Annotated in this window: 20 protein-coding genes and 1 pseudogene; 16 read left to right on the top strand and 5 right to left on the bottom strand. The window is 61.5% G+C overall.

Annotated features, from left to right (window positions below; genetic code table 11):
• Positions 1 to 3: 3 nt before the first annotated feature.
• The gene (locus tag ACSF9G_RS23545) at positions 4 to 1,224 is read right to left on the bottom strand and encodes an acyl-CoA dehydrogenase (protein ID WP_436644507.1); all 1,221 of its coding nucleotides are present in this window, start codon (positions 1,222 to 1,224) and stop codon (positions 4 to 6) included.
• Between the two features lie 154 nt (positions 1,225 to 1,378).
• Between ACSF9G_RS23545 and gcvA the strand changes: the two genes are divergently transcribed.
• Positions 1,379 to 2,317 (top strand): transcriptional regulator GcvA, encoded by a 939-nt coding sequence (gene gcvA, locus ACSF9G_RS23540; protein ID WP_436644506.1) that lies wholly within the window; start codon positions 1,379 to 1,381, stop codon positions 2,315 to 2,317.
• A 296-nt stretch (positions 2,318 to 2,613) separates the two neighbouring features.
• On the opposite strand, the gene ACSF9G_RS23535 is transcribed toward gcvA, so the two are convergent.
• From ACSF9G_RS23535 to ACSF9G_RS23520, 4 genes are all read right to left on the bottom strand, one after another.
• Positions 2,614 to 3,894 (bottom strand): TRAP transporter large permease, encoded by a 1,281-nt coding sequence (locus ACSF9G_RS23535; protein WP_436644505.1) that lies wholly within the window; start codon positions 3,892 to 3,894, stop codon positions 2,614 to 2,616.
• A gap of 4 nt (positions 3,895 to 3,898) precedes the next feature.
• The gene (locus tag ACSF9G_RS23530) at positions 3,899 to 4,459 is read right to left on the bottom strand and encodes a TRAP transporter small permease (protein ID WP_436644504.1); all 561 of its coding nucleotides are present in this window, start codon (positions 4,457 to 4,459) and stop codon (positions 3,899 to 3,901) included.
• A gap of 83 nt (positions 4,460 to 4,542) precedes the next feature.
• The gene (locus tag ACSF9G_RS23525) at positions 4,543 to 5,493 is read right to left on the bottom strand and encodes a TRAP transporter substrate-binding protein (RefSeq protein WP_436644503.1); all 951 of its coding nucleotides are present in this window, start codon (positions 5,491 to 5,493) and stop codon (positions 4,543 to 4,545) included.
• An 87-nt stretch (positions 5,494 to 5,580) separates the two neighbouring features.
• Positions 5,581 to 6,207 carry a GntR family transcriptional regulator gene (locus tag ACSF9G_RS23520; protein WP_436644502.1) on the bottom strand — a complete coding sequence of 209 codons (627 nt, stop codon included), beginning with the start codon at positions 6,205 to 6,207 and terminating at the stop codon, positions 5,581 to 5,583.
• 365 nt (positions 6,208 to 6,572) lie between these two features.
• On the opposite strand from ACSF9G_RS23520, the gene ACSF9G_RS23515 reads away from it, so the two are divergent.
• The 15 genes and pseudogenes from ACSF9G_RS23515 to ACSF9G_RS23445 all read left to right on the top strand — a co-directional run bounded on the left by ACSF9G_RS23515 (position 6,573) and on the right by ACSF9G_RS23445 (position 22,083).
• Complete coding sequence (locus ACSF9G_RS23515) at positions 6,573 to 7,709, top strand: mandelate racemase/muconate lactonizing enzyme family protein (protein WP_436644515.1); 1,137 nt, start codon at positions 6,573 to 6,575, stop codon at positions 7,707 to 7,709.
• Positions 7,700 to 8,590: an NAD(P)-dependent oxidoreductase gene (locus ACSF9G_RS23510; protein ID WP_436644501.1), complete on the top strand. Its 891-nt coding sequence runs from the start codon at positions 7,700 to 7,702 to the stop codon at positions 8,588 to 8,590. The genes ACSF9G_RS23515 and ACSF9G_RS23510 overlap by 10 nt, the downstream gene beginning before the upstream one ends.
• A gap of 2 nt (positions 8,591 to 8,592) precedes the next feature.
• A complete protein-coding gene (locus ACSF9G_RS23505) occupies positions 8,593 to 9,579 on the top strand; it encodes a 2-hydroxyacid dehydrogenase (protein ID WP_436644514.1) in 987 nt (328 codons plus the stop codon).
• 24 nt (positions 9,580 to 9,603) lie between these two features.
• Positions 9,604 to 11,049: an NAD-dependent succinate-semialdehyde dehydrogenase gene (locus ACSF9G_RS23500; RefSeq protein WP_436644500.1), complete on the top strand. Its 1,446-nt coding sequence runs from the start codon at positions 9,604 to 9,606 to the stop codon at positions 11,047 to 11,049.
• A gap of 27 nt (positions 11,050 to 11,076) precedes the next feature.
• Positions 11,077 to 12,144, top strand: a complete 1,068-nt coding sequence (locus tag ACSF9G_RS23495) for a tartrate dehydrogenase (protein ID WP_436644499.1) — start codon at positions 11,077 to 11,079, stop codon at positions 12,142 to 12,144.
• A gap of 82 nt (positions 12,145 to 12,226) precedes the next feature.
• A pseudogene (locus ACSF9G_RS23490) lies at positions 12,227 to 12,598 on the top strand (IS3 family transposase); the annotation flags it as partial.
• 277 nt (positions 12,599 to 12,875) lie between these two features.
• On the top strand, positions 12,876 to 13,838 hold the full coding sequence (locus ACSF9G_RS23485; protein ID WP_436644498.1) for a Bug family tripartite tricarboxylate transporter substrate binding protein: 963 nt from the start codon (positions 12,876 to 12,878) through the stop codon (positions 13,836 to 13,838).
• The gene (locus ACSF9G_RS23480; RefSeq protein WP_436644497.1) at positions 13,835 to 14,266 is read left to right on the top strand and encodes a tripartite tricarboxylate transporter TctB family protein; all 432 of its coding nucleotides are present in this window, start codon (positions 13,835 to 13,837) and stop codon (positions 14,264 to 14,266) included. The genes ACSF9G_RS23485 and ACSF9G_RS23480 overlap by 4 nt, the downstream gene beginning before the upstream one ends.
• A 4-nt stretch (positions 14,267 to 14,270) precedes the next feature.
• Complete coding sequence (locus ACSF9G_RS23475; RefSeq protein ID WP_436644496.1) at positions 14,271 to 15,791, top strand: tripartite tricarboxylate transporter permease; 1,521 nt, start codon at positions 14,271 to 14,273, stop codon at positions 15,789 to 15,791.
• Positions 15,788 to 16,684 (top strand): NAD(P)-dependent oxidoreductase, encoded by an 897-nt coding sequence (locus ACSF9G_RS23470; RefSeq protein ID WP_436644495.1) that lies wholly within the window; start codon positions 15,788 to 15,790, stop codon positions 16,682 to 16,684. The genes ACSF9G_RS23475 and ACSF9G_RS23470 overlap by 4 nt, the downstream gene beginning before the upstream one ends.
• Complete coding sequence (locus ACSF9G_RS23465) at positions 16,681 to 18,414, top strand: dihydroxy-acid dehydratase (RefSeq protein ID WP_436644494.1); 1,734 nt, start codon at positions 16,681 to 16,683, stop codon at positions 18,412 to 18,414. The genes ACSF9G_RS23470 and ACSF9G_RS23465 overlap by 4 nt, the downstream gene beginning before the upstream one ends.
• On the top strand, positions 18,411 to 19,766 hold the full coding sequence (locus tag ACSF9G_RS23460; RefSeq protein ID WP_436644493.1) for an NAD(P)H-dependent oxidoreductase: 1,356 nt from the start codon (positions 18,411 to 18,413) through the stop codon (positions 19,764 to 19,766). The genes ACSF9G_RS23465 and ACSF9G_RS23460 overlap by 4 nt, the downstream gene beginning before the upstream one ends.
• Positions 19,759 to 20,757, top strand: a complete 999-nt coding sequence (locus ACSF9G_RS23455) for an SMP-30/gluconolactonase/LRE family protein (RefSeq protein WP_436644492.1) — start codon at positions 19,759 to 19,761, stop codon at positions 20,755 to 20,757. Before ACSF9G_RS23460 ends, ACSF9G_RS23455 begins: the two co-directional genes overlap by 8 nt.
• A 19-nt stretch (positions 20,758 to 20,776) precedes the next feature.
• Positions 20,777 to 21,697, top strand: a complete 921-nt coding sequence (locus ACSF9G_RS23450) for a LysR substrate-binding domain-containing protein (RefSeq protein ID WP_436644491.1) — start codon at positions 20,777 to 20,779, stop codon at positions 21,695 to 21,697.
• Positions 21,694 to 22,083: a VOC family protein gene (locus tag ACSF9G_RS23445; protein WP_436644490.1), complete on the top strand. Its 390-nt coding sequence runs from the start codon at positions 21,694 to 21,696 to the stop codon at positions 22,081 to 22,083. Before ACSF9G_RS23450 ends, ACSF9G_RS23445 begins: the two co-directional genes overlap by 4 nt.
• The last annotated feature ends 878 nt before the right edge of the window (positions 22,084 to 22,961 follow it).

Below are 22,961 nucleotides of genomic sequence, written 5' to 3'. Positions count from 1 at the left end.
TGCCTATCCGGCGAAGGCCGAAGTCCCTGTCATGGCGCGGCCGAGAATCAGCGCATGCATGTCGTGGGTGCCCTCGTAGGTATTGACAGATTCTAGGTTCATCATGTGTCGGATCACATGGTACTCGTCCGAAATCCCGTTCGCACCAAGCATGTCCCGGGCGGTGCGCGCAATGTCCAGCGCCTTGCCGCAGTTGTTGCGCTTGACGATCGAGATCGCCTCGGGTGCTGCTTCTCCCGCATCCATCATCCGTCCGACGCGCAGCGAAGCCTGAAGGCCGAGCGAGATTTCCGTCTGCATGTCGGCCAGTTTCTTCTGAATCAACTGGTTTGCCGCTAGAGGACGGCCGAACTGGCTGCGGCCGACAACGTAGTCGCGCGCCTGGTGCCAGCAGGCCTCGGCCGCGCCCATCGCCCCCCAGGAGATGCCGTAACGCGCCTTGTTGAGGCAGCCGAAGGGGCCGCCCAGCCCGTTTGTGCCGGGGAGGACGCGGTCGGCAGGCACCCGCACCGCGTCTAGCGCGATCGTTCCGGTGAGCGAGGCGCGGAGCGAGAACTTGCCTTCGATGCGCGTCGTCTCGATCCCCGGCATGGCACGGTCGAGGAGAAAGCCGCGGATCACCCCGGTCTCGTCCTTCGCCCAGATCACGAAGAGATCGGCGATGGGGGCATTGGTGATCCAGGTCTTGGCGCCGCTCAACAGGTAGTCGGATCCGTCGCGCACTGCGCGGGTGCGCATCGAGCCCGGATCCGAGCCGTGATCAGGCTCTGTCAGGCCGAAGCATCCGACCCATTCGCCCGAGGCGAGGCGAGGCAGGAATTCCGTGCGCTGCGCTTCCGTTCCATAGGTATGGATCGGATATATCACCAGCGACGACTGAACCGAAACGGCCGAACGAAAGGCACTGTCGACATACTCGGTTTCCCGCCCGATCAGGCCGTAGCAGACATGATTGACCCCGGCACATCCGTAGCCTTCCATCGTCGGCCCGAGGAAACCCAACGTGCCGAGTTCGCGAAACAATTCGCGGTCGAATGTTTCATGGCGGTTTGCCTCGACGATCATCGGCAGCAGCCGGTCGCGGGCGAAGCGTCGCGCGGCTTCCTGTACTGCCCGCTCGTCCTCGGTCAGTTGGTGCGACAGCAGGAACGGGTCATCCCACTGGAAGGGGGCGTAGCCGCTGATATGCGCCGCCGCCTCCAGCTTGCCGACAGTCTGCTTCATCGGGCGTTTCCTCACACTGGACGTTCTTATAAAGTGATTTTTCCTCGCGAGAGCGATTGACGTCAAACCACATAAAGTCAATGTTCAGTTGAGTTTTCCTCCCCCAATTCCCGGCCGGCACATGCGTGCGCCGGGTTCGTCCTGGAGGGTTCGGATGGGTCGGGCACGCCACCTGCCGCCGCTGAATGCTGTGCGCACCTTCGAGGCGGCGGCGCGCAATGGCAGCTTCCTCAAAGCCGCAGAAGAGCTGAACGTAACACCCGGCGCCGTCAGCCGGCTGGTGAAGACGCTCGAGAACCACCTCGACGTTCCGCTGTTTGTGCGGTCGCACCGGGCCGTCGCGCTGAGTGAAGACGGGCAACGCTACGCCGAAAGCATCACCCAGGCGCTCGATATCATCGACCGGGCGACCGACGCGCTGCGGATGGGCAGCAACGCCAATGTACTGAGCCTGCGCTGTCATCCTACCTTTGCCGTGCACTGGCTGTTGCCGCGCTGGGCGCGGTTTCATGCCGCGCATCCCGGGATCCAGATCGACCTGAAGACGACGCTGGTGCCCGAGTCACTGAACATGGATGCCGTCGATTTCATCATCCGCATCGACCGCAATTCCGCGCCCGAAGAGCGGCACGGGTTCGTCAGCGAGCGCTTGGTCGATGTCGAATCCCTCCCGGTCTGCTCGCCCCAGCTGCTGCGCCGTGTGCCGCTCAACCGGCCCGAGGATTTGAGGAACCACGTCCTGTTGCATGGCGCGCTGCGCCCGCACGACTGGCCACGCTGGCTCGAGGCGGCCGGGATATCGGGCGTCCCGTCGGATCAGGGGCCGACTTTCGAAAGCTTGACACTGGCCTACAACGCCGCCCTTGCCGGCGCTGGCGTGGCGATCGGAATCCGTGCTTTCGTCGCAGACGATCTGTCCGCCGGTCGGCTGATCAAGCCGTTCGACTTCGTGCGCCTATCCCAAAGCGGATTCAACATGGTCTACAGTGCCGAGCGGTTTCGGAGGTTTCGCAAGGTCCGGGCGTTCCGCGAATGGATGTTGCAGGAGCGTGTGCGGGAGAAGGAGGGCGGGGCGGGGGAAGCCGCGGACTGATACGCAGCTTCAGTCCTGGCGACGTTCCGTTGCCCCCGGATCTGGGGGGCGAAGCCGCGCGGGATGCGCGAGCGCCTTGGCCAGTTCGGCTCTGTCGATGTCAGAGCTACACATGTGGTGCCACCCATTTCGTCTATCGCCGATTGACGAAATGGGTGGGTGCAAGGGCGCTCCGTGTCCTCGGGACAGCGTGGCACAGTTTACGGAGGCGCGTCGGGTGGAGAACTTCCAATCCCGGCAGCTTGGCCTTTCACGCGGGCGTCGATGTCCGGAGGGCATTCCGCATGGCGTTGTCCTCAGCGCGATGACAGGACATCTAGGAAGAACAGCGAGGCCTCGGGCACGAACGTCACCACCGCGAGGCAGGCGATGATCACGATAACGAACGGGATGAGATGCCCGATGATCTTGTCGATGGAGATGCCCGCCACCTGGCAGGCGGCGAATAGGTTCACGCCGAATGGAGGGGTGATCATGCCCATCGCTAGATTCACGATCATGATGAGCCCGAACTGAACCGGATTGACGCCGAACTGCGCTGCGACGGGCGCGAGGATAGGAGCGAGCACGATGATCGCCGCCGACGTCTCGATGAACATGCCCACCAGGAATAGGACGGCATTGACCGCGAGCAGGAAGGCGACCGGCCCGCTGAACATCTCGACCAGCCAGGCGCCGATCGTCGCCGGCACTCCCGCGCGCGTGATAAGGAAGCTGAAGACCCCGGCCGCGGCGATGATGAACATGATCACCGAGGAGGAGATCACCGATCTGCGCAGCACGCCAATCAGTGCGCCGAGGGTGATCGTACGGTAAATCACGACGCCGACGAAAAGCGCGTAGATCACTGCGACGACGGATGCCTCCGTCGGCGTGAAGATGCCGCGATAGATGCCGCCGAGAACGATCACCGGCATCGCCAGTCCCCAGGAGGCCTGAAGCAGGGACGGCCACATGGGCATGCGACCTTCGCCGTCGGCCTTGCCCCATCCGTTCCACAAGCAGGTGGCGAAGACGAAGAGGATGAGCGCGCCGCCAATCAACAGGCCCGGCCCGATCCCGGCGACGAAGAGGTCGCCGATCGACACTTCCGCGCTGACCCCGTAGAGGATCATCGGAATCGACGGGGGAATGATGACGCCGAGTTCCGCCGATGTCGTCTGCAGCGCGGCCGCGAATGGCACCGGATAGCCGTGCTTGATCATCGCCGGAATGATGATGGCGCCGATCGCGAATGTGGTGGCGATAGAGGAGCCGGAAACCGAAGCGAAGATCATGCAAGTCAGCACGCATGAGCAGGCAAGGCCGCCTTGAACCCCGCCCACCACCGACTTGGCGAACTCCACGAGACGTCGGGAGATGCCGCCGGCTTCCATGAGATTGCCGGCCAGGATGAAGAAGGGGATAGCGAGCAGCGGGAAGCTGTCGAGCGTGGCGACGAGGCGCTGGGCCACGACCAGTGGGTTGAGCGAGGTGAACAGAACGGCCCCGCCGATGGAGGCGCCGAGAATGGCGATCGCGATTGGAACGCTGAGCGCGAACAGAAGCACCATTGTGGTGAGCATGAAGGCGCTCATGGTGTCAGACCTCCTGGATCGGACGCGAGAGCGCGGCAGCCCCTCCCGCCGGGTCCGCACTGCCTGTGGTGAGGGCGTGTATCTCCTCGACGGTGCGAGCGAGGACAGCGATCGCCGCGAGCAGTGATCCGATCGGCAGCGCCGCATACATCCAGGAGATCGAGACCGTGCCGCCGTCGAACGGGTTCTGAATGCCCGCGAGCGACTGGAAGCGGACGCGGCCCGCCATGTCCCAGCCGTACCAGGTCATCGTGAGCAGGATGCCGATGGTGATGGAGGAGACCAGCACCAGGAGGGTTGTCCTTAGCCGGCCCGTGAGGCGCATCATCAGGGTGTCGACTGCCATCAGCGCGCCGGTGCGGCACGCGGCAGCCAGACCCAGATAAATCATCCAGATATTGATCGCCCGCGCCGTGACCTCCGACCACGTGGACGGCTGTTCGAAGACGAACCGCGTGATCACCTGGTAGAACGAGATCAAAGTCATGCTGACCATCATGGCGATCGCGGCGGCAAGGGCCGTTCTGACAATGACTTTGTCGGCTATCTTCAGCGCGGCGAACATCGTTGCGGTTCCTCCCTGTCCGCGTTGGATGGGGTGACCCGCCTGGGGGCACCCCATCGGCTTTGCGATTTGGTTAGGGCCGCTTACGGTTTGTAGTTCCTGATCGCATCGATGTTTTCTTGTCCGAACTTCTCGGCGAACACCTCGAATGCTGGCTGCAGCGCCTGCTGGAAGGCGGCGGTATTGACATTTTCGGTGACCTGCATGCCCTCTTTCTTCAGGGTCGCAATGCCGTTCTCGGCATCCGAACGCACCTTGTCGCGCATGGCCTTCACGCCAACCTTGGCCGATTCCTCGAACCAGCCCTTTTCCTCGTCGGATAGGCCGTCCCAGACCGACGGCGAGATCAGGATGAGCGCCGGCGAATAGACGTGCCGTGTCAGCGACAGATACTTTTGCACGTCGGCGAAATTGGCGGAGAGGATTACCCCGATCGGATTTTCCTCACCGTCGACCGTGCCCTGCTCCAGAGCGGTAAACAGCTCGGTGAAGGCCATCGGCGTCGGCAGCATGCCGAGCGTCCTGAACGCCTCCATATGGACCGGGTTCTCCATAGTGCGGATCTTGAGTCCTTCCGCGTCGGTAGGCTCTGCCACGGGACGCACGTTGTTGGTGAGATTGCGGAAGCCATTCTCTGCCCATGCCAGCGCGTGCAAGCCGTGCTCGGGGAACTTGTCGAGCAACTTCTGTCCAATCGGACCGTCCAGCACCGCGTGGGCGTGCTCGTAGCCGCTGAACAGGAAGGGGATGTCCAGGATCAGTACATCTGGCACAAAGTTCCCGATCGGACCGGTCGACACGATCGCAAGGTCGATGGTGCCGATCTGGGTGCCCTCAACGAGCTCGCGCTCGCCGCCCAGGCTGCTGCCATAGGATTCGTTCAGCTTGAACTTGCCACCGGACCGTTCGGCAAGGTCCTCTGCCATCGCCTCGGCGCCCACCGAGTAGTGCGAGGTCGAGGAAAGGGCGTGAGCGATAGTAAGATTGCTCTGCGCCGATGCGGCGCTGGCGCCGCCCAGCGTCAGTGCCGTCAAGACTGCGAAAGTTAGGCAAGCTTCTCTTATGTTCATAAGTTTCCTCCGGTTGATGAATTGTTTGGAGAGTGCCCGCGCGGCGAAGGCCTAATCGTCAGTGTCGTAGATCACTTCCAGACGATCGCGGGAGCGCGTGAGATGCCGGCGCATCGCCTCAGCCGCTCTGTCTCGCGAGCGGCTGCGGATGGCCTCCACCAACACGGCATGTTCGTCCACCGCTTCGGTGATGACGCGGCCGTGCAGCATCAGGCGGAACAGGTGAAGGTGAATATGCTGACGAGACAGGATGCCCTCGATCAGCCTGTTGCCGGCACCCTGAGCGATCGTGGCGTGGAAGGCCTCGTCGTAGCGAGCAAAGCGGCTCATTGCTATGCGCGGCGTGCCGGTCGCCGTCACCTCCATCGACAGCGACAGGCTTTCAAGCTTCTCGATCTCGGTCTCGTCCATCAGCGCGGCGGCTTCGGCGGCCAAGAACGGCTCCAAGAGCAGGCGCAGATCGTAGAGCTCCTTAAACTGCCGGCGGTTGAGTAGCGGGCTAGCGCGGTAGCCGACATAGGGCGTCTTCTCCACCAGCGCTTCAGCCTCGAGCCGCCGCAGGGCTTCGCGGATGGGGGTTTGCGACACGCCGAAGTCGCGGGCGACGTCATCGATATTGATGCGCCCGGCGGGTTCGATGCGTAGTGACATAATTTCGCCGAGCAGGGTTTCATACACGGATTCCACGAGCCCATGGCCACGGCCCTCAGCATCCAAGCCGGCCGGCGCGCTGCCGGGTTGCCCCCGTCGCCTGCCTGTCGATTTGGATCGCGCGACCTTGCTAGCCATCGTCCTCACCACGCTCCGCCCGCCCTTTCGTCGCTCGCGTCAGATAAACTGAGCGAAAGTCATATCGTATCTCATTTGCATAGTGAATAGAAAAAATACATATAATTTAAGGAGTTGACGTACCTAAAATATCCTATAGGAATTTTGGGGTTGATGGTTGCGGGATGCGCCGCCGCGCTCGGTTGGCGAGCATTCCGGGCGGGCGGGGCAGTGGCCCGGCCGCCGCAGGCAAAGGGAAACACTGAAGAATGGACATGATTACCGAGAGCAGCGCGCCCGCACGGGGCGCGCGCATCACGCGCGTCGAGGTACTGCTCGTCGACTTGCCGGCCAAATTCCCGCGTAAGGACGCAATCCAGCCGTTCGAGAAGCAGGAAACGCCGATCGTCCGTATCACCACCGAATCCGGTGCGGTCGGTGCGGGCTACACTTACACCCTTGGCACCGGCGGTTCGGCGATTATGCGCCTCCTCGCCGACTGCCTGGCGCCGCAGCTGCTCGGGCAGGACGCGCGCAAGGTGGAGGCTCTGTGGTGGCGTCTCAATCGCTCCATCAACTCCGTGTCACCAGGTATCTTCACGAGCCTCGCACTTGCCGCGATAGACATCGCGCTGTGGGATATTCGGGGACAGCTCGCAGGTCTGCCGCTCTCTGTCATGGTCGGCGGCGCACACGATCGCATGCCGATCTACGATACCGAAGGCGGCTGGTTGAACATCGATGACGATGAGCTCGTCGCCAACGCGCGCTCGGTGGCCGAGCGTGGCTTCCACGGCTTCAAGGTCAAGGTCGGCTTGTCGTTGAAAGACGATATCCGGCGCCTTGCCAAGGTGCGCGAGGCCTTGCCGGATCACGTGGACGTGATGACGGACGCCAACCAGATCTTCAATGTGGACGAGGCTATTCGTCGTGCCCGCGCCTACGCTGATCTCGGCGTGGCCTGGTTCGAGGAGCCGCTTCCGGCCGACGATCTTCACGGCCACAAGCTCCTGCGCCAATCCACGGCGATGCCGATCGCGATCGGCGAGACGCTCCACAGCATCCATTCCTTCCGCCAGTATCTCCAGCAGGACGCCTGCTCGATCGTTCAGGTGGACGCCGCGCGGGTTGGCGGTATCACGCCATGGCTCAAAGTCGCGCACATGGCCGAGGCCTTCAACATGGCGGTCGCGCCGCACTACCTCATGGAGCTGCACGTTTCGCTCGCCTGCGGTGTTCCGAACGCCCGGCTGGTCGAGCATATCCCGCAGCTGGACGATTTGCTTTCGGCGCCGATCGTTATCGACAAGGACGGCTATGTCACACCGCCGTCGACGCCGGGCACCGGCATCGAATGGGACTGGTCGGAAGTCGCCAAGCGTCAGATTGCCCAGGAGGTCGTATGTCCCTGAGCAAAACGGCCCGTGTGGGCCTCGTCGGCGTTGGCCTGATGGGGCACGGCATTGCCGCCAATGTGTTGAAAGCCGGTTATCCCCTGGTGTTCCTCGACCATCCCGGCAACCGTTCGGTGGACGATCTGCGTGCTGGAGGCGCCGAGCCCCGTGTGACCGGGGCTGCGGTCGCGCAAACGAGCGACGTCATCATCCTGTGCGTGACCGGCACGCCGCAGGTGGAAGATGTGCTCTTCCGCGAGGACGGCATTCTCGCCGGCATGAAGCCGGGGACCATCATCGTCGACTGCTCAACGGCGATCGCATCCTCAACCCGCGAGATTGCCGGCCGTGTCGCCGCAGCTGGCGGACGCTTCATGGACGCCGCCATGACGCGCACGCCGAAGGAGGCCGAAGAAGGCCGGCTCAACCTCATCGTCGGTGCACCGGAAGATCTGTTCGCCGAGGTGCTGCCGTTGCTGCAATCCTACGCCGAGAACATCGTGCATGCCGGCCCGGTTGGGGCCGGACACGAGCTGAAGCTCCTGCACAATTTCGTCTCCCTCGGCTTCTCGGCCGTCTTCGCGGAGGCGGCTGCCGCCGCCCGCAAGGCCGGTGTGGCCGATGGTCCGTTCCTCGAGGTGCTCGGCAAAGGGGGCGCGGCCGGTGTCGTGTTCGATCGGCTGAGACCGTTCATGGAGACTGGCGACATCGAGGGATTCCGCTTCTCGCTGTCGAACGGTCTCAAGGACCTGAGTTACTACAACACGATGGTCGAGGAGCTCGGTGCGCAGCATGCGATGGCGACAGCGGCCCGGGCGATGTACGCTCAGGTCGTCGAAGCCGGTCACGGCAACGATCCGGTGCCGGAACTGATCAGCATCCTCGCCGCCGATTCGTGATCATGCAGGCGTGTCTTTCGCACGACGACCGGCGCGCGCGGACCTTTCTCGCGCGTCGCTTCCCCGAGGCGATCGAAGCGACGATGCGCGATCGCTTCGATCTCATCGTCAACGAGCATGATGCTATTCTGTCGGCCGCGGAACTTGCCGCTGCTGCCAAGGGTTGCCGGTATCTGTTCGTCTCGGCGACCGAGTCGCTGCCTTCCTCGCTTTTCGACGCCCTCGCGCCCGAGCTTGAGGTCGTCGGTACCCTGTCGGTCGGCTACGACCATATTGCGGTCGACAGCGCCAAGGCGCACGGTGTCTCAGTGCTGCACACGCCCGATGTCCTCAGCGAAGCGTGCGCCGAGATCGCGATGATGCTGCTACTCAACGCCGCGCGGCGCGGCTATGAGAGCGACGCTCTGGTCCGCTCCGGCGCCTGGCGGGGCTGGGGGCCAACCCAGCTCTTGGGGCTTGAGCTGACTGGAAGGCGGCTTGCGATCCTCGGCATGGGCCGCATCGGCCGCGAGGTCGCGCAGCGGGCGAGGGGGTTCGGCCTTCAAATTCACTACCACAACCGCACTCGTCTGCCGTTCGAGCTTGAGGCCGGCGCCAACTATCATGGCGACCGGGAGAGCTTTCTCGCCCACGCCGATATTCTTCTCATCGCCGCGCCCGGAACGCCGGCGCTGCGCGGCTTCCTTGACCGCGATGCGATCGCCGGACTGCCGGCCGATTCCATCGTGGTCAATATCTCGCGTGGCGACATCGTTGATGACGACGCTCTCATCGCCGCGCTTCAGGACGGACGGGTGTTCGCCGCCGGGCTCGATGTGTTCCGAGACGAGCCGAACATCGATCCGCGCTACCGCCGTCTGTCCAACGTGTTCCTGTCGGCGCACATCGGCAGCGCCACCACCAAGACGCGCAACGCTATGGGCCAACTCCTGCTCGATGGCGTCGCAGCGCTTCAAGCCGGCCGGCGGCCGGCCAACGAACTGACCTAACGAAAAGTTCCCCGAGGATACTTCATGAACCGCACCGAGAGCCTCCTGCGCCAGAAATGCTATGTCGACGGACGCTGGATCGATTCCTCCGATGGCAAGACCATCGCCGTCACCAATCCGTCCACCGGCGAGACGATCGGCACCGTCCCGGCGCTCACGCGCGAGGACGTGAGCGCGACGATAGCGGCGGCCGAAAAAGCTGGTCGGGCCTGGGCTGCGCGCTCGGCCAAGGAGCGCGGCCTCGTTCTGCGTCGCTGGTTCGACCTCTGCATGCAGAACCAGGAGGAACTGGCACGAATCCTGACCGCCGAGCAGGGCAAGCCGCTTGCGGAGGCGCGTGCTGAGATTGCCTACGGGTCGGCCTTCATCGAGTGGTTTTCGGAGGAGGCAAAGCGCATTGATGGAGACGTCATCCCGGCCGCGACCTCCGACCGGCGCATTCTCGTTCTGAAGCAGCCGGTGGGTGTCGTGGCCGCGATCACGCCATGGAACTTTCCGAACGCGATGATCACACGGAAGGCGGCTGCCGCACTCGCGGCGGGCTGCACAATCGTCGTCAAGCCGGCGAGCGCCACGCCTTTCTCCGCGCTTGCGCTGGCCGAGCTCGGCGCGCGGGCTGGTCTGCCGAAAGGTGCCCTCAACGTTGTCACGGGCGCGGCTTCCGTCGTCGGCAACGAGCTCACGGACAATCCGACGGTGCGCAAACTCTCCTTCACTGGCTCCACAGAGGTCGGGAAGCTCCTTCTGGAGCGGTGCGCAAAGACCGTGAAGAAGGTGTCGATGGAGCTCGGAGGCAACGCGCCCTTTATCGTCTTCGACGACGCCGATCTCGACAAGGCGGTTGCCGGCGTCCTGGCATCCAAGTTCCGCAACACCGGTCAAACCTGCGTGTGCGCCAATCGCGTCTTCGTACAGGACGGCGTCTACGACGATTTCGCTCAGCGCTTGAAGCGTGAGGTCGAAGCGATGCGCGTGGGAGACGGTTTCGAGGAAGGCGTCACCCTCGGTCCGCTCATCGACGACCAGGCGGTCGCGAAGGTCAACGAGCACATCGAGAATGCCGTGAACGGCGGCGCGAGGGTACTTGCCGGCGGAAAGCCGCACGAGCGTGGTGGCAACTTCGTCGAGCCGACCATCCTGACGGAGGTTGCAACCGACGCGCTTCTGATGCGCGAGGAGACGTTCGGGCCGGTGGCCCCCCTGATCCGCTTCAACACCGAGGAGGAGGTGGTGGCGCACGCCAACGACACGCCCTTCGGCCTTGCAAGTTACATCTACACCCGCGACCTGAGCCGTTCCTGGCGGGTATCGGAGGCGCTGGAATTCGGAATCGTCGGTCTCAATGAGGGGATCATTTCCTCGGAGGTGGCGCCTTTCGGCGGCGTCAAGGAGTCCGGCATGGGGCGGGAAGGCTCCAAATACGGCATCGAGGAGTATGTGGAGATCAAATATGTCTGCGTTGGTCTGTGAACTGCGGCGCCAAGGGGCCGGGCTGTGATGAGCTACAAAATAGCCGTCATCCCGGGCGACGGGATCGGAAACGAGGTGATGCCAGAGGGCCTGCGGGTACTCGAGGCCGTCGGCGCCGCCCATGGCCTAAGCTTCACCCCGTGCCACTTTGATTGGAGCTGCGAGACCTTTAAGGCCACCGGTCGGATGATGCCGCAGGACGGTCTCGACCGGCTGCGCGACCATGATGCCATTTTCCTTGGCGCCGTGGGCTTTCCGGGTGTGCCGGACCACATCTCCCTGTGGAATCTGCTGATCCCGATCCGCCGGACATTCGACCAGTACGCCAATGTCCGGCCGGTACGGCTGCTCGCCGGCGTGCCGTGCCCGCTTGCCGGAAAGGCGCCTGGGGACATCGATTTTTGGATCATCCGAGAGAATAGCGAAGGCGAGTACTCCCAGATGGGCGGTCGCTTCGCTGAAGGTACTGAGCGTGAGTTCGTCCTGCAGGAGGCGGTGTTCACCCGCACGGGCATCGATCGCATCCTGCGCTACGCCTTCGAGTTCGGCAAGCAGCTAGGACGGTTGCATGTGACGTCCGCAACAAAGTCAAATGGCATCTACCACTCCATGCCCTATTGGGACGAGCGGTTCGCGGCGATGGCTGCCGAGTATCCGGACTTTCGGACGGACGAGTACCACATCGACATCCTGAGCGCCCGGTTCGTGATGTCACCGGAGCGCTTCGACGTGGTCGTCGGCAGTAATCTGTTCGGGGACATCCTGTCCGACCTCGGACCGGGCGTCACCGGGACGATTGCGGTGGCCCCCTCGGCGAACATCAACCCGGAGCGCATCTATCCGTCGATGTTTGAGCCCGTGCACGGCTCCGCGCCCGACATCGCCGGGCAGAACATCGCCAATCCGGTCGGCCAGATTTGGTCGGCGGCGATGATGCTCGATCATCTCGGGCATCCGGAGGCGGGCCAAGCCGTGCTCCACGCGATCGAGAAGGTTCTGTCCCGAACGGACGGGCCGAAGACGCCCGATCTTGGTGGACGCGCCAGCACCGCGGAACTGGGCGAGGCGATCGCTGCGGAGGTTTCCGCCCAATAGGGACCGGCGCGGGATTGCACCTGGATTGTAGAATTGGAGAGAAGCCTGCGCCGATCGCGCAGGCTCTTTCGACGGCCTGGCAAGCCGACAGACCAGCGAGGTTGTCCTGCAGGCTCTTCACATGGCGGTCTGGCGCCGCAAGCCACAGAATACGGTGCTGGTTCATTCCGACCAGGGCTCTCAGTTCACCAGCATGGACTGGGCCAGCTTCCTGCGACACCACAATCTGGTTGACTCCATGAGCCGGCGCGGCAACTGCCATGACAATGCCGTGGCCGAAAGCTTCTTCAACCTTCTCAAGCGCGAGAGAATCAGGCGCCGGACCTACCGGAAACGGGACGAAGCCCGACAGGACGTGTTCGACTATATCGAAATGTTCTACAACCCGACCCGCAAGCATGTCCGAAACGGCATGCTATCACCCGTCGAGTTCGAGAAACGGCACCAAATCTAATCCCGAAGGTGTCTACAGAACGCGGGGCTATCCACTCAACGCCAATATTTGAAGCCATCGGTGACATTTGCGGGATGTACTCTCCGTACGAATGCTGGCCCAACTTTTAGGTTGCTGGATATTTCTCAGGGTATTCTAGAGCCGCTATAACCTGCCGTCTCGAAATGCGATGGCAGACGTCTCCAATCAATTCTGCAAGCTTTGGCCTGTTCTGTGTTTCCTCTCCGGAGCTCCCCGAACCCATCCGCGGTCTCGAGGGCAAAATGGGAGGAGAACCATGACCGAACAGACAATTATTCGTGCCGTCGCGGCAGTCCTGATTGGATCCGCATTGGCTGCCCCGGCGTACGCCACCGAATGCATCGCACCGTCCAATCCGGGCGGGGGTTGGGACTTCACATGCCGTTCGGTCGGTAAGCTCCTTACCGAGCTGGGTGAAGTCGACGGCAACGTCCAGGTTACAAACATGCCCGGTGGCGTTGGTGCCGTCGGGTTCGCGCACGTTGCGGCAGACCGCTCTGATGATGCCGATCTCATCGTCGCAACCTCAACGGTCGCCGTGACGCAAATCGCACAAGGCAAGTACCCCGGCGGGCTTCAAGACGCGCGTTTCCTTGCAATGCTTGGTGCCGATGTCGGCGTGATCGCTGTGGACGCGGACAGCCCCTATCAGACGCTCGCGGATTTGACCGCTGCCATGAAGGACACGCCGGATCAGGTCATCGGTGCTGGTGATGGCGCGGGGAGTTGGGACCACATCCGCTACCTTCTGGTGGCGCAAAAGAGCGGAATCGAGAACGTCACCGGCTTACGCTGGGTTCAGTTCGACGGCGGCGCCGAAGCGATCACCCAAATGATGGGTGGGCAGATCACCGTCGTTTCCACCGACCTCGGCGAGGCGTCCGGATTTGCGGAGTCCGGTGACATTCGTTTGCTCGCGGTACTCTCGGATGAACCGGTTCCGGCTGTCCCCAATGTTCCAACTGCTTCTTCGCAGGGTATCGATGTGACCGGCTACAACTGGCGCGGCTTCTACACGGGCAAGGACGTGTCCGACGCCGGCTATGAGGCGTGGCTCGCCAAGCTCGAAGCCGTCTATAATTCGGATGCATGGAAAGAAGCCGCGATCAACGCCGGGCTGATCCCGAATTGGATCGCAGGTGAGGATTTTCAGGCCTATCTGGCTGACCAGGAAGCGGAGATCGCGGAAATTTCCCGCGCAATCGGCATCATCAAATGATGGCCCGCGTCTTCGGGGTCGCAGTCTTCGTGATTGCGGCCCTATACCTCAATTCAGCCCTCTCGTATGAGGCGGCATTCGGCGATCCGCTTGGGCCGCGCGCTTTCCCACTAATGCTGGCGATCCCGGCCCTTCTGGGTTCCGCGTCTCTGGTCGTTTTGCCGGGAGCCTCCGAGGCCTTCGCTGCCAAGGACCGCATGCTGGTTCAACTGGGCGCCGTCATCTGCCTTTTCGCATTCGTGTTTCTGCTCGAGAGGGTGGGGTTCCTGATCTCGACGGCCGGGATGACCATCGTTCTAGCGCTGCTCATGCAGGCCCGCCTGCTAGCGGCATGCATAATCGGAATGATCGCCTCGCCCGCACTCTGGCTCCTGTTCGATCGCTTCCTCGACTTGCCGCTGCCCATGCTGGGTGATTGGATCGGATAAGACAATGGACATCTTTTCTCATCTTTTGGGTGGCCTGGGCGTTGCCCTGATGCCTCTCAATATCGCGCTTCTGCTTCTTGGGTGTTTCGCCGGAACCCTCATCGGGGCTCTTCCCGGCCTCGGGCCGGTCAACGGAGTCGCCATTCTCATCCCGTTGACCTTCGCATTCGGGCTCGATGCAACGTCGTCGCTCATCCTGTTGGCTTCGGTCTACTACGGTTGCATGTATGGTGGCCGCATCTCGGCCGTCCTGCTCAACATCCCCGGCGACGAACCAGCCATGATGACGGCGCTGGACGGCTACCCAATGGCCCAGGCCGGCAAGGCATCCGAAGCTCTTGCGATCTCCGCTGTCGGCTCGTTCATCGGTGCGACTATTGCAACCACCGGCTTAACTCTCTTCGCTCCGCTTCTAGCGCAGGCGGCGATCTACTTCGGGCCGGCCGACTATTTCGCGCTCTATATCATGGCATTTGCGACGATCGGTGGTTTGATGAGCGTGGACATTCGCAAAGCACTGCTCAGCGCGGTCCTGGGATTGATGATCGCCACGATCGGTCTGGACCCGTCGACGGGTATCGCCCGCTTCACGCTTGGTTCGTACGAATTGTTTGACGGCTTCGATCTGGTCGTCGCAATGGTTGGCCTCTTCGCCGTTTCCGAGGTCTTGGTTCTCCTTGAGAACGAGATGTCTGACAACAAGTCTGACCTGCACGTCAGCAAGTTGCTGCCGGACTGGTCCGCGATGCGGGGAACGTTCGGGGCTTCTCTGCGCGGCTCCGGTGTGGGGTTCATCGCAGGGGTTCTTCCCGGTGCCGGTGCTTCCTTGGGAGCGGTCATGAGCTATTCCATGGAAAAGCAATACTCGGATCGCAAAGGTACTTTCGGCAAGGGCGACCCGCGCGGTGTCGCCGCGCCCGAAGCCGGAAACAACGCTGCATCGGGTGGCGCTCTTATTCCGATGTTGGCACTCGGTGTGCCGGGGTCGGGAACGACCGCCGTAATGCTTGCCATGCTGGTTTCGCTCAATGTGCAGCCCGGACCGCTGCTGTTCGAACGGAGTCCCGACCTGGTCTGGGGTTTGGTCGCTGCGCTGTACCTCGCCAACGTTGCACTGCTGATCCTGAACGTGCCGATGATCGGGATCTTCACCACCATTCTGCGGACCCCGAACTGGGCACTCATGCCTGTTGTCGTCGCAATCAGTTTCGTCGGTATCTATTCGCTTAGCCGATCCGCTTTTGACCTCTACGCGCTGCTCGGTTTTGGCGTGCTCGGATACCTCATGCGAAAAATGGATATCTCATTGGTTCCATTGGTTCTGGGTCTGCTTCTAGGCACAGACATGGAGAACAACTTGCGTCGTGCGCTGTCGATCTCCGCAGGTGACTTGGGTGTGCTCGTACGGTCTCCCATTTCAATCAGCCTCTACTGCCTCACCGCACTCTTTCTTGTCCTCTCGATTTGGATGAGCCTCCGAATGAAGCGGCGCAGTACATATCAACCGGATGGAATAGAAATATGAAATTCGGTTTCGTGGGCCTTGGCCAGATGGGCAAACCAATGGCCATCAATCTTGGCAAGACGTTTGACGTGATCGCCTATGATCAGCGCCCCGACGCACTGTCAGACGATGCAAAAACGAAGCAGGTCGGCAGCTTGAGCGACCTTGCGGAATGCACCCATGTCTTCCTGAGCCTGCCGTCGAGCAAAGTGCTGGAGATCGTGCTCTTCGACAAAGAAAACGGGCTGGCAGGCATCCTAAAGCCCGGCACCGTCATCGTGGACACGTCGACCGTCGAGTACAATGCCACTGTCGATATAGGCAATCGTCTGGACGACATGGGTCTGCGCTTTCTGGACGCACCCGTCTCTGGCATGCAAAAGCGGGCCGAGGACGGGACCTTGACCATGATGATCGGCGGGGAGAAGTCGCTCGCCCGCGAACTTGATCCCGCCATGAGCGCAATGGCCAACAAGATCCTGTACATGGGACCGCGCGGTGCCGGACAGCTGACCAAACTCATCAATCAGCTCTTGTTCGACGTCAACATGGCTGCTTTGGCCGAGATCCTGCCAGTATCTGTCAAGCTTGGCCTGGATCCTGAACAGATGGCAGACGTCATCAACTCGGGGACTGGGCGCAGCTATGCGTCGGAATTCTTCCTCCCCAATATACTCGAAGGCATCTTCGATCAGGGCTACCCGATGAGACACGCCTACAAGGACCTGATCTCGGGAGCGGAACTGGGCGCCCGTCATGCGATCCCGCTTTCGGTCCTGGGGGCCGCAACGGCAACCTATCAGCGCGCGCTGCTTGAAGGGCTGGGCGACCAGGATAAAGGCGCCATGGTCAAGGTATTTGAGAACCTGCTGGGCGTCGCATTCCGCAAATCGGGCGAAGGAGCAAAGAAATGAGCAACGAAAAGGGTCTTCGCAAAGGCCTAACCAACTATGGCGACAAGGATTTTGCCATCTACCTGCGCCGGTCGTTCGCCCGGTCCATGGGGCTGTCGCGCGAGATGCTCGACAAGCCGATCGTCGGGATCGCGATGACGCCGTCAGGATTCAATAACTGCCATCGTTTCATGCCGGAGCTGGTTGAGGCGGTGAGCCGCGGCGTCCTTGCCGCCGGGGCTCTCCCGCGGCCGTTCCCGACCATTTCGACAGGCGAGGTTTTCCTGAACCCGACGTCGATGGTCTATCGCAACCTGATGTCCATGGACACCGAGGAAATGGTGCGGGCACAGCCGATGGATGCGGTTGTACTGATCGGCGGCTGCGATAAGACCGTGCCGGCGCAGCTCATGGGAGCAGCCTCTGCAGATGTCCCGGCTATCCAGCTTGTCACGGGACCGATGTCGACCGGCCGCCACAAGGGCGAGCGGCTAGGCGCCTGTACTGACTGCCGCCGTTTCTGGGGGAAATTCCGGGCCGGCGAAATCGAGTCGGATGAGATCAACCAGGTTGAGGGGCGGCTTGCAGCAACCGCAGGAACCTGTGCAGTAATGGGCACCGCCTCCACAATGGCCATCATCGCGGAAGTCTTGGGCATGTCCTTGCCCGGATCCGCAGCCATTCCGGCGGTGAACGCCGGCCGTCTCGTTGCGGCAGAAGCCACCGGTAAGGCCGCCGTAGGTCTGATCTCGAACCCGATCCTGCCGAGCCAGATTATCACACAGAAATCGGTGGAGAATGCTCTGCGCGCTCTGATGGCCGTTTCGGGTTCGACCAACGCTGTGGTCCATCTCTCGGCCATCGCCGGTCGCCGAGGTATCCGCATCTCCAATGCACTCTTGAACAAGATTTCAGATGAGACGCCGGTTCTTGTTGACCTCAAGCCGGTGGGCCAGGGCTATATGGAAGACTTCCACGCCGCCGGTGGCGTTGGCGCGGTGCTTCGGGAAATCAAGCATCTCTTGCACCTCGACACGATGGACGTGTGCGGCGTGACTCTCGATGAGCGTTTGGCAGAGCCGCTCGACTGGGTGGACCGCAAAGTGATCCGTGAGGCCAGCGATCCCGTCTCGCCCGAAGGAGGATTGATCGCACTCTCCGGTAACATCGCCCCCAACGGCGCGATCTTCAAACGTGCGGCGGCGACGCCGGACCTCTTCGAAGTCGAAGGGCGCGCCGTGGTCTTCGAAGACCTCGAGGATCTGGCCGACCGGGTGGATGACCCCGACCTCGACATCAAGAAGGAGGACGTGATGGTGTTGCGAAATGCCGGTCCCATCGCGGCTGGCATGCCCGAAGCAGGCTACCTGCCGATTCCCAAGAAATTGGCGCGTCAGGGCGTTAAGGACATAGTGCGTATCTCGGATGCGCGTATGTCTGGTACCGCGTTCGGAACCATCGTGCTGCATATTTCACCCGAAGCGGCCGTTGGCGGACCGCTGGCCGCCGTCCGCAACGGCGACCGGGTGCGTCTGTCTGTGAAGGAAAAGAAGATCGACCTCTTGATCGACGACGCCGAAATCGCCCGTCGCATGCAGGGACACACCCGGCCCGAAAAGCCCAAGCGAGGATACCGCGCGCTCTACGCTGAGCGTGTCCTCCAGGCTCCCGAAGGGTGTGACTTCGACTTCCTCGTACATGAAGACCTGCATTCAGCGGAAACCAATAAGCATCCAAGGGTTAGAAAATGAACCTGTTCAGGAAACTTCAGGCGGCGGAAGCCGAGGGCAAGCCGGTTCGCATCGGCATGATCGGGGCTGGCAAGTTCGGTACGATGTTCTTGGCACAGGCCCTTCGCATTCCCGGCATCCATTTGGTGGGTGTTATCGATTTGCGTGTCGATGCCGCCCAATCGAGCATGCAACTGGTGGGCTGGGACCAATCTCAATACACCGCCGCATCATTGGACGACGCCGCAAAGACCGGGGCAACCTATGTCGGCGATGACTGGCAAGCACTTGTGGCGCACCCCGCGGTCGACATCGTCATCGAATGCACCGGCAACCCCATGGCTGCCGTGGAACACGTCCTCGCAGCCTTCGAGGCAGGCAAGGACGTAATCAACGTTACCGTTGAAGCCGACGCTTTCGTCGGACCGGCATTCGGTCGCCGCGCTGAAAAAGCTGGCGTGATATATTCCATGGCTTATGGCGACCAACCTGCACTGGCCTGTGATCTGGTCGATTGGGCCCGGACCTGCGGTTTCCCGGTAGTCGCTGCAGGCAGGGGCCACAAGTGGTTGCCGCATTACCGCCAGTCTACACCCGAAACAGTCTGGGATCATTGGGGTCTGACCCGCGAACAAGCAGAACGTGGGCGGCTCAATCCAAAGATGTTCAACGCGTTCCTCGACGGCTCCAAACCGGCGATCGAAAGTGCTGCGATTGCGAATTGCTGTGGGCTTGACGCACCCGAGAGTGGGCTGGTGTTCCCCCCCGGTGGCATCGACGACGTGCCCACGCTCATGCGTCCGGCCTCCGAGGGTGGTGTGCTCGCGCGCAAGGGAATGGTGGACGTCGTATCGTGCCTCACCGCCGATGGGCAGCAGATTCCGCATGACATACGCAAGGGGGTCTGGGTTTGCTTCGAGGGGGATACCGAATACCTCAAGAACTGCTTCGAGGAATACAAGGTGGTCACCGATCCATCCGGCCGCTACATGTGCAATTACAAGCGCTGGCACCTGATCGGGCTTGAACTTGGCGTTTCGGTCGCGTCCATCGGCCTTCGCAAGGAATCGACCGGGGTCGCCACGGATTTTCGGGCTGATGTTGCTGCCATCGCGAAGAGGAACCTAGACAAAGGCGAAGTCCTTGATGGCGAGGGCGGGTTCACTGTCTCCGGCGGTCTGCGTCCAGCGCGCCAGTCGGTGGAGCATGGATATGTGCCCCTGGGGCTGGCCCACAATGTTAGACTTTTGAAGCCGGTGACGGAAGGCCGGGCAGTGACCTGGAGCGACGTCGAAATCGATACCACGACAGCGGCCTACAAGTTGCGGCGCGAAGTCGAAGGCGCCGTGAAAGAGATGGCTCGATATGGGTAGGGTCAACATTCGCAACCTGGACTGTGTGACGACAGTCGGGCGCGGCCTTTGCCGTCCTGAGTCAGTCCTGACGACATCGAGCGGCGACATCTTCGTTTCGCACAAGTGGCGCGGGGTCGCGCGCATCATGCCCGACGGGCGGCAATTCCTGCTGGCCGGAGCCGAAGAGATCGGCGGCTTGCCAGTTGTTCCCAACGGTATTGCCCTTCGCTCCGATGGCAGTTTTCTCGTTGCCAACATCTCGGATGCCGGCGGGCTTCTTGAACTCACCCCAGACGGGATGAGGCTCTTCCACCGCTGCTCGACAACCGATGTTGCGCCACCAGTCAATTTCGTGACGCTCGATGAACTGGGGCGCATCTGGTTCACCGTCAGTTCTACGTGCAGTCCGCGCGACCTTGCCTACCGGCGGGACGTGAAGAACGGCTACGTTGGCCTGATTGATAAACGCGGCATGCGCATCGTGGTCGACGGGTTGCACTACACGAATGAAATTCGTCCGGATCTGGAAGGCGGATGGCTCTACATCAGCGAAACCTTCGGCCAGAAGGTGAGCCGCATCCGTCTCGACGAGGCCGGCGTTCATGGGGAGGCCGAAACTTTCGCAAGCCTGCCGCGCGGCGCTTTCGTAGACGGGATCGAGCTGGACAGCGAGGATGCCCTTTTGTGCGCCTGCATCGTCTCGAACGAGTTGATCAGAGTCACGCCGGACGGATCATGGTCGATTGTCGCACGCGAAAGGGACGAAGACTGGGTGGACGAGGTCGAGGCCGCACTTGATGCAGGCACAATGGGCCGCCGGCATTTTGACACTGCCCCCACTTCGGTACTCCAAAACATTGCAAGCATTGCCTTTGCTGGGGAGCGTTTTGATAAGATAATCTGCGGGAACCTTCTGGGGGACTGCCTGCCCGTCCTTTCGATCGGCGTCTCCGGCAATGCGCCACTGCATTGGAATGTGGACGTTCCCTTGTGGGGCGAGCCTTTCTGAACGGCAGCCGGAGGAACGAATGAACTTCGACCTGCAGTCGCTGCTGCTCTTCAAATCCGTGGTTTCAAGTGGAAGCATCGCCGGGGCTGCAGAGCTTCACAATATTGCAGCTTCAGCCGTGAGCCGAAGAATCTCAGATCTCGAAATTCAGATTGGGACGGCGCTATTCTATCGGCAAAGGCGAGGAGTCGAGTTGACACCTGCAGGGGAGGAATTCCTGAGCCATGTTTCTGGATTGCTCAATCGTCTGGCGCGCATGGAGCAGGCAATGGAGGACTTCGCCGATGGCCTCAAGGGCGTCGTCAGAATTGCCGCGAATACCTCAAGCATCACACAATTCCTGCCAGAAGATCTCGCGGCATTTGTCAACGATTTTCCGAGAGTCCGGATCAAGCTTGTCGAAATGTTCAGCACAGACGTCCTGGCCCATGTCCGCATGGGACATGCTGATCTTGGGATTTGTTCTGGATTGACCGATCCGGGCGACCTGGACGCCACGCTGTACCGTCGCGACACATTAGTGCTGGCGGTCCCGGAAAACCACCCGCTGGCAAGCTTAGCATCGGTCTCGCTGGGCGACATCCTCGACCAGGATATCGTGTCGCTTCAGGAAGGGAGCTCGATCCAGGCCTATGTTGATGCCCAGGCCGAGGCACAGGGCCGAATGCCGAAGACCCGCGTTCAGGTGATGAGCTTCGATGGTGTCCGCCGTATGGTCGAGGCTCACCTGGGCGTCGCGATCCTACCCCATGGTGCAGTTATGGACGCCGCCCGCGACAGCAAGCTGACCATGGTCTCGATCGCAGAGCCTTGGGCGATGCGCGAGTTACTTTTGGTGCGGAAGCCGAACAGCCAACTTGGGCGCGCCAGCCAGGTCATGTTTGAGTATTTGACTGGACAAGACCGCCCTAGACAACAAGATGTACAGAGCAAGCCATGACAATATTGAAGAACCTCGATCATCTGGTTCTAACCGTTGCCGATATCGAACGCACCTGTGCCTTCTATCATGAGGTTCATGGATGCGAGATTGTGACGTTCGGTGCCAACCGCAAGGCGCTCAAGTTCGGTGGTCAGAAATTCAACCTCCACGAAGCGGGAAACGAGTTCGAGCCCAAAGCTCGGACACCCCGCCCCGGTTCGGCCGATTTTTGCCTGATCACTGAAGATCCGATCGACCGGGTCGAGGGGGAACTTCGCCGGGCCGGTATCGAGATTGAAGAAGGGCCTGTGCCGCGCACCGGTGCGACCGGGTCGATAGTGTCAGTCTATATCCGGGATCCTGACGGCAACCTCTTAGAGCTTTCGAACTATATGAATGACTAATCCGTACATCGCACGAAATCCGAGACGGTAACACTAAAAAGCACCTCAGAGCAGGCACATCACTTGGGCTGTATCGCGAGCGCGGTTTTGTGGGTGTAGATATCTCGGATAGTACACTTATCGATAGGTGCGGGTGCGCAATGAACCGATGAAGGTTATGCAGCCCCTAAGCTACCGGATCGAGGTCACGGCCGGCAATCCCACTACCTGGGGCGGTCTACCGCTTTGCCCCGGACTGGAAGGAATAGTGCGCCTGGGACCACTTGAGCCAGACTCGCGGCATCCCATTTCGGACGGTGAGGTGGCTTGCCCTACACTGTGCATCCGATGAGGTGCTGGGACGGACCGAATGTTTCGTGGGATGCCTTTAGCTAAGCGAGTCGATACTTTGTCTCGGGACAGTAATTTTTTGTAGGATCGAGTGATTCTGGCTATGCAGAAAGTTTCGGGATTTGGCGTTCCACCAATCGCAAGTATCGTTGGTTGCGGGCCCCCCGCAACCAATTTTTGCATGCGAAAACCCCGCCCCATCGGCGGGGTTTTGCTTTTGGACGGCGTGCGCAGCCGTTCCAGCGAGATCGCCACTCACATTGAGCGCGCTTCCGGCGTCAGCACGGGCGCTGCACGCGATAGCGCCGCTTCCGTCATGATCAATCGGTTGAACACGATTATCTCCAGATACGCGGGCATCGCTGTTCCGGGCCCGAGGGAGGCCATCCCTTTGAGGCTTCGCCGAGTATAGGGTCTCGTCGAGCCCGGCGAGACGGGTCTTGGAGATCGAGGCCTGTGCGGCATGATGGCTGGTCTGCCCCATCGAGGTGGCCAGGCTCGTAAGTTAGAGTCCGGCGGTCAAGGTCGGCGGATGTGCCGACGCAGCG

Origin of the sequence: Microbaculum mangrovi (assembly GCF_051390635.1) — a bacterium.
Classification (GTDB): Bacteria; Pseudomonadota; Alphaproteobacteria; order Rhizobiales; family Tepidamorphaceae; genus Microbaculum.
This window is presented reverse-complemented; position numbering and strand designations above follow the sequence as displayed.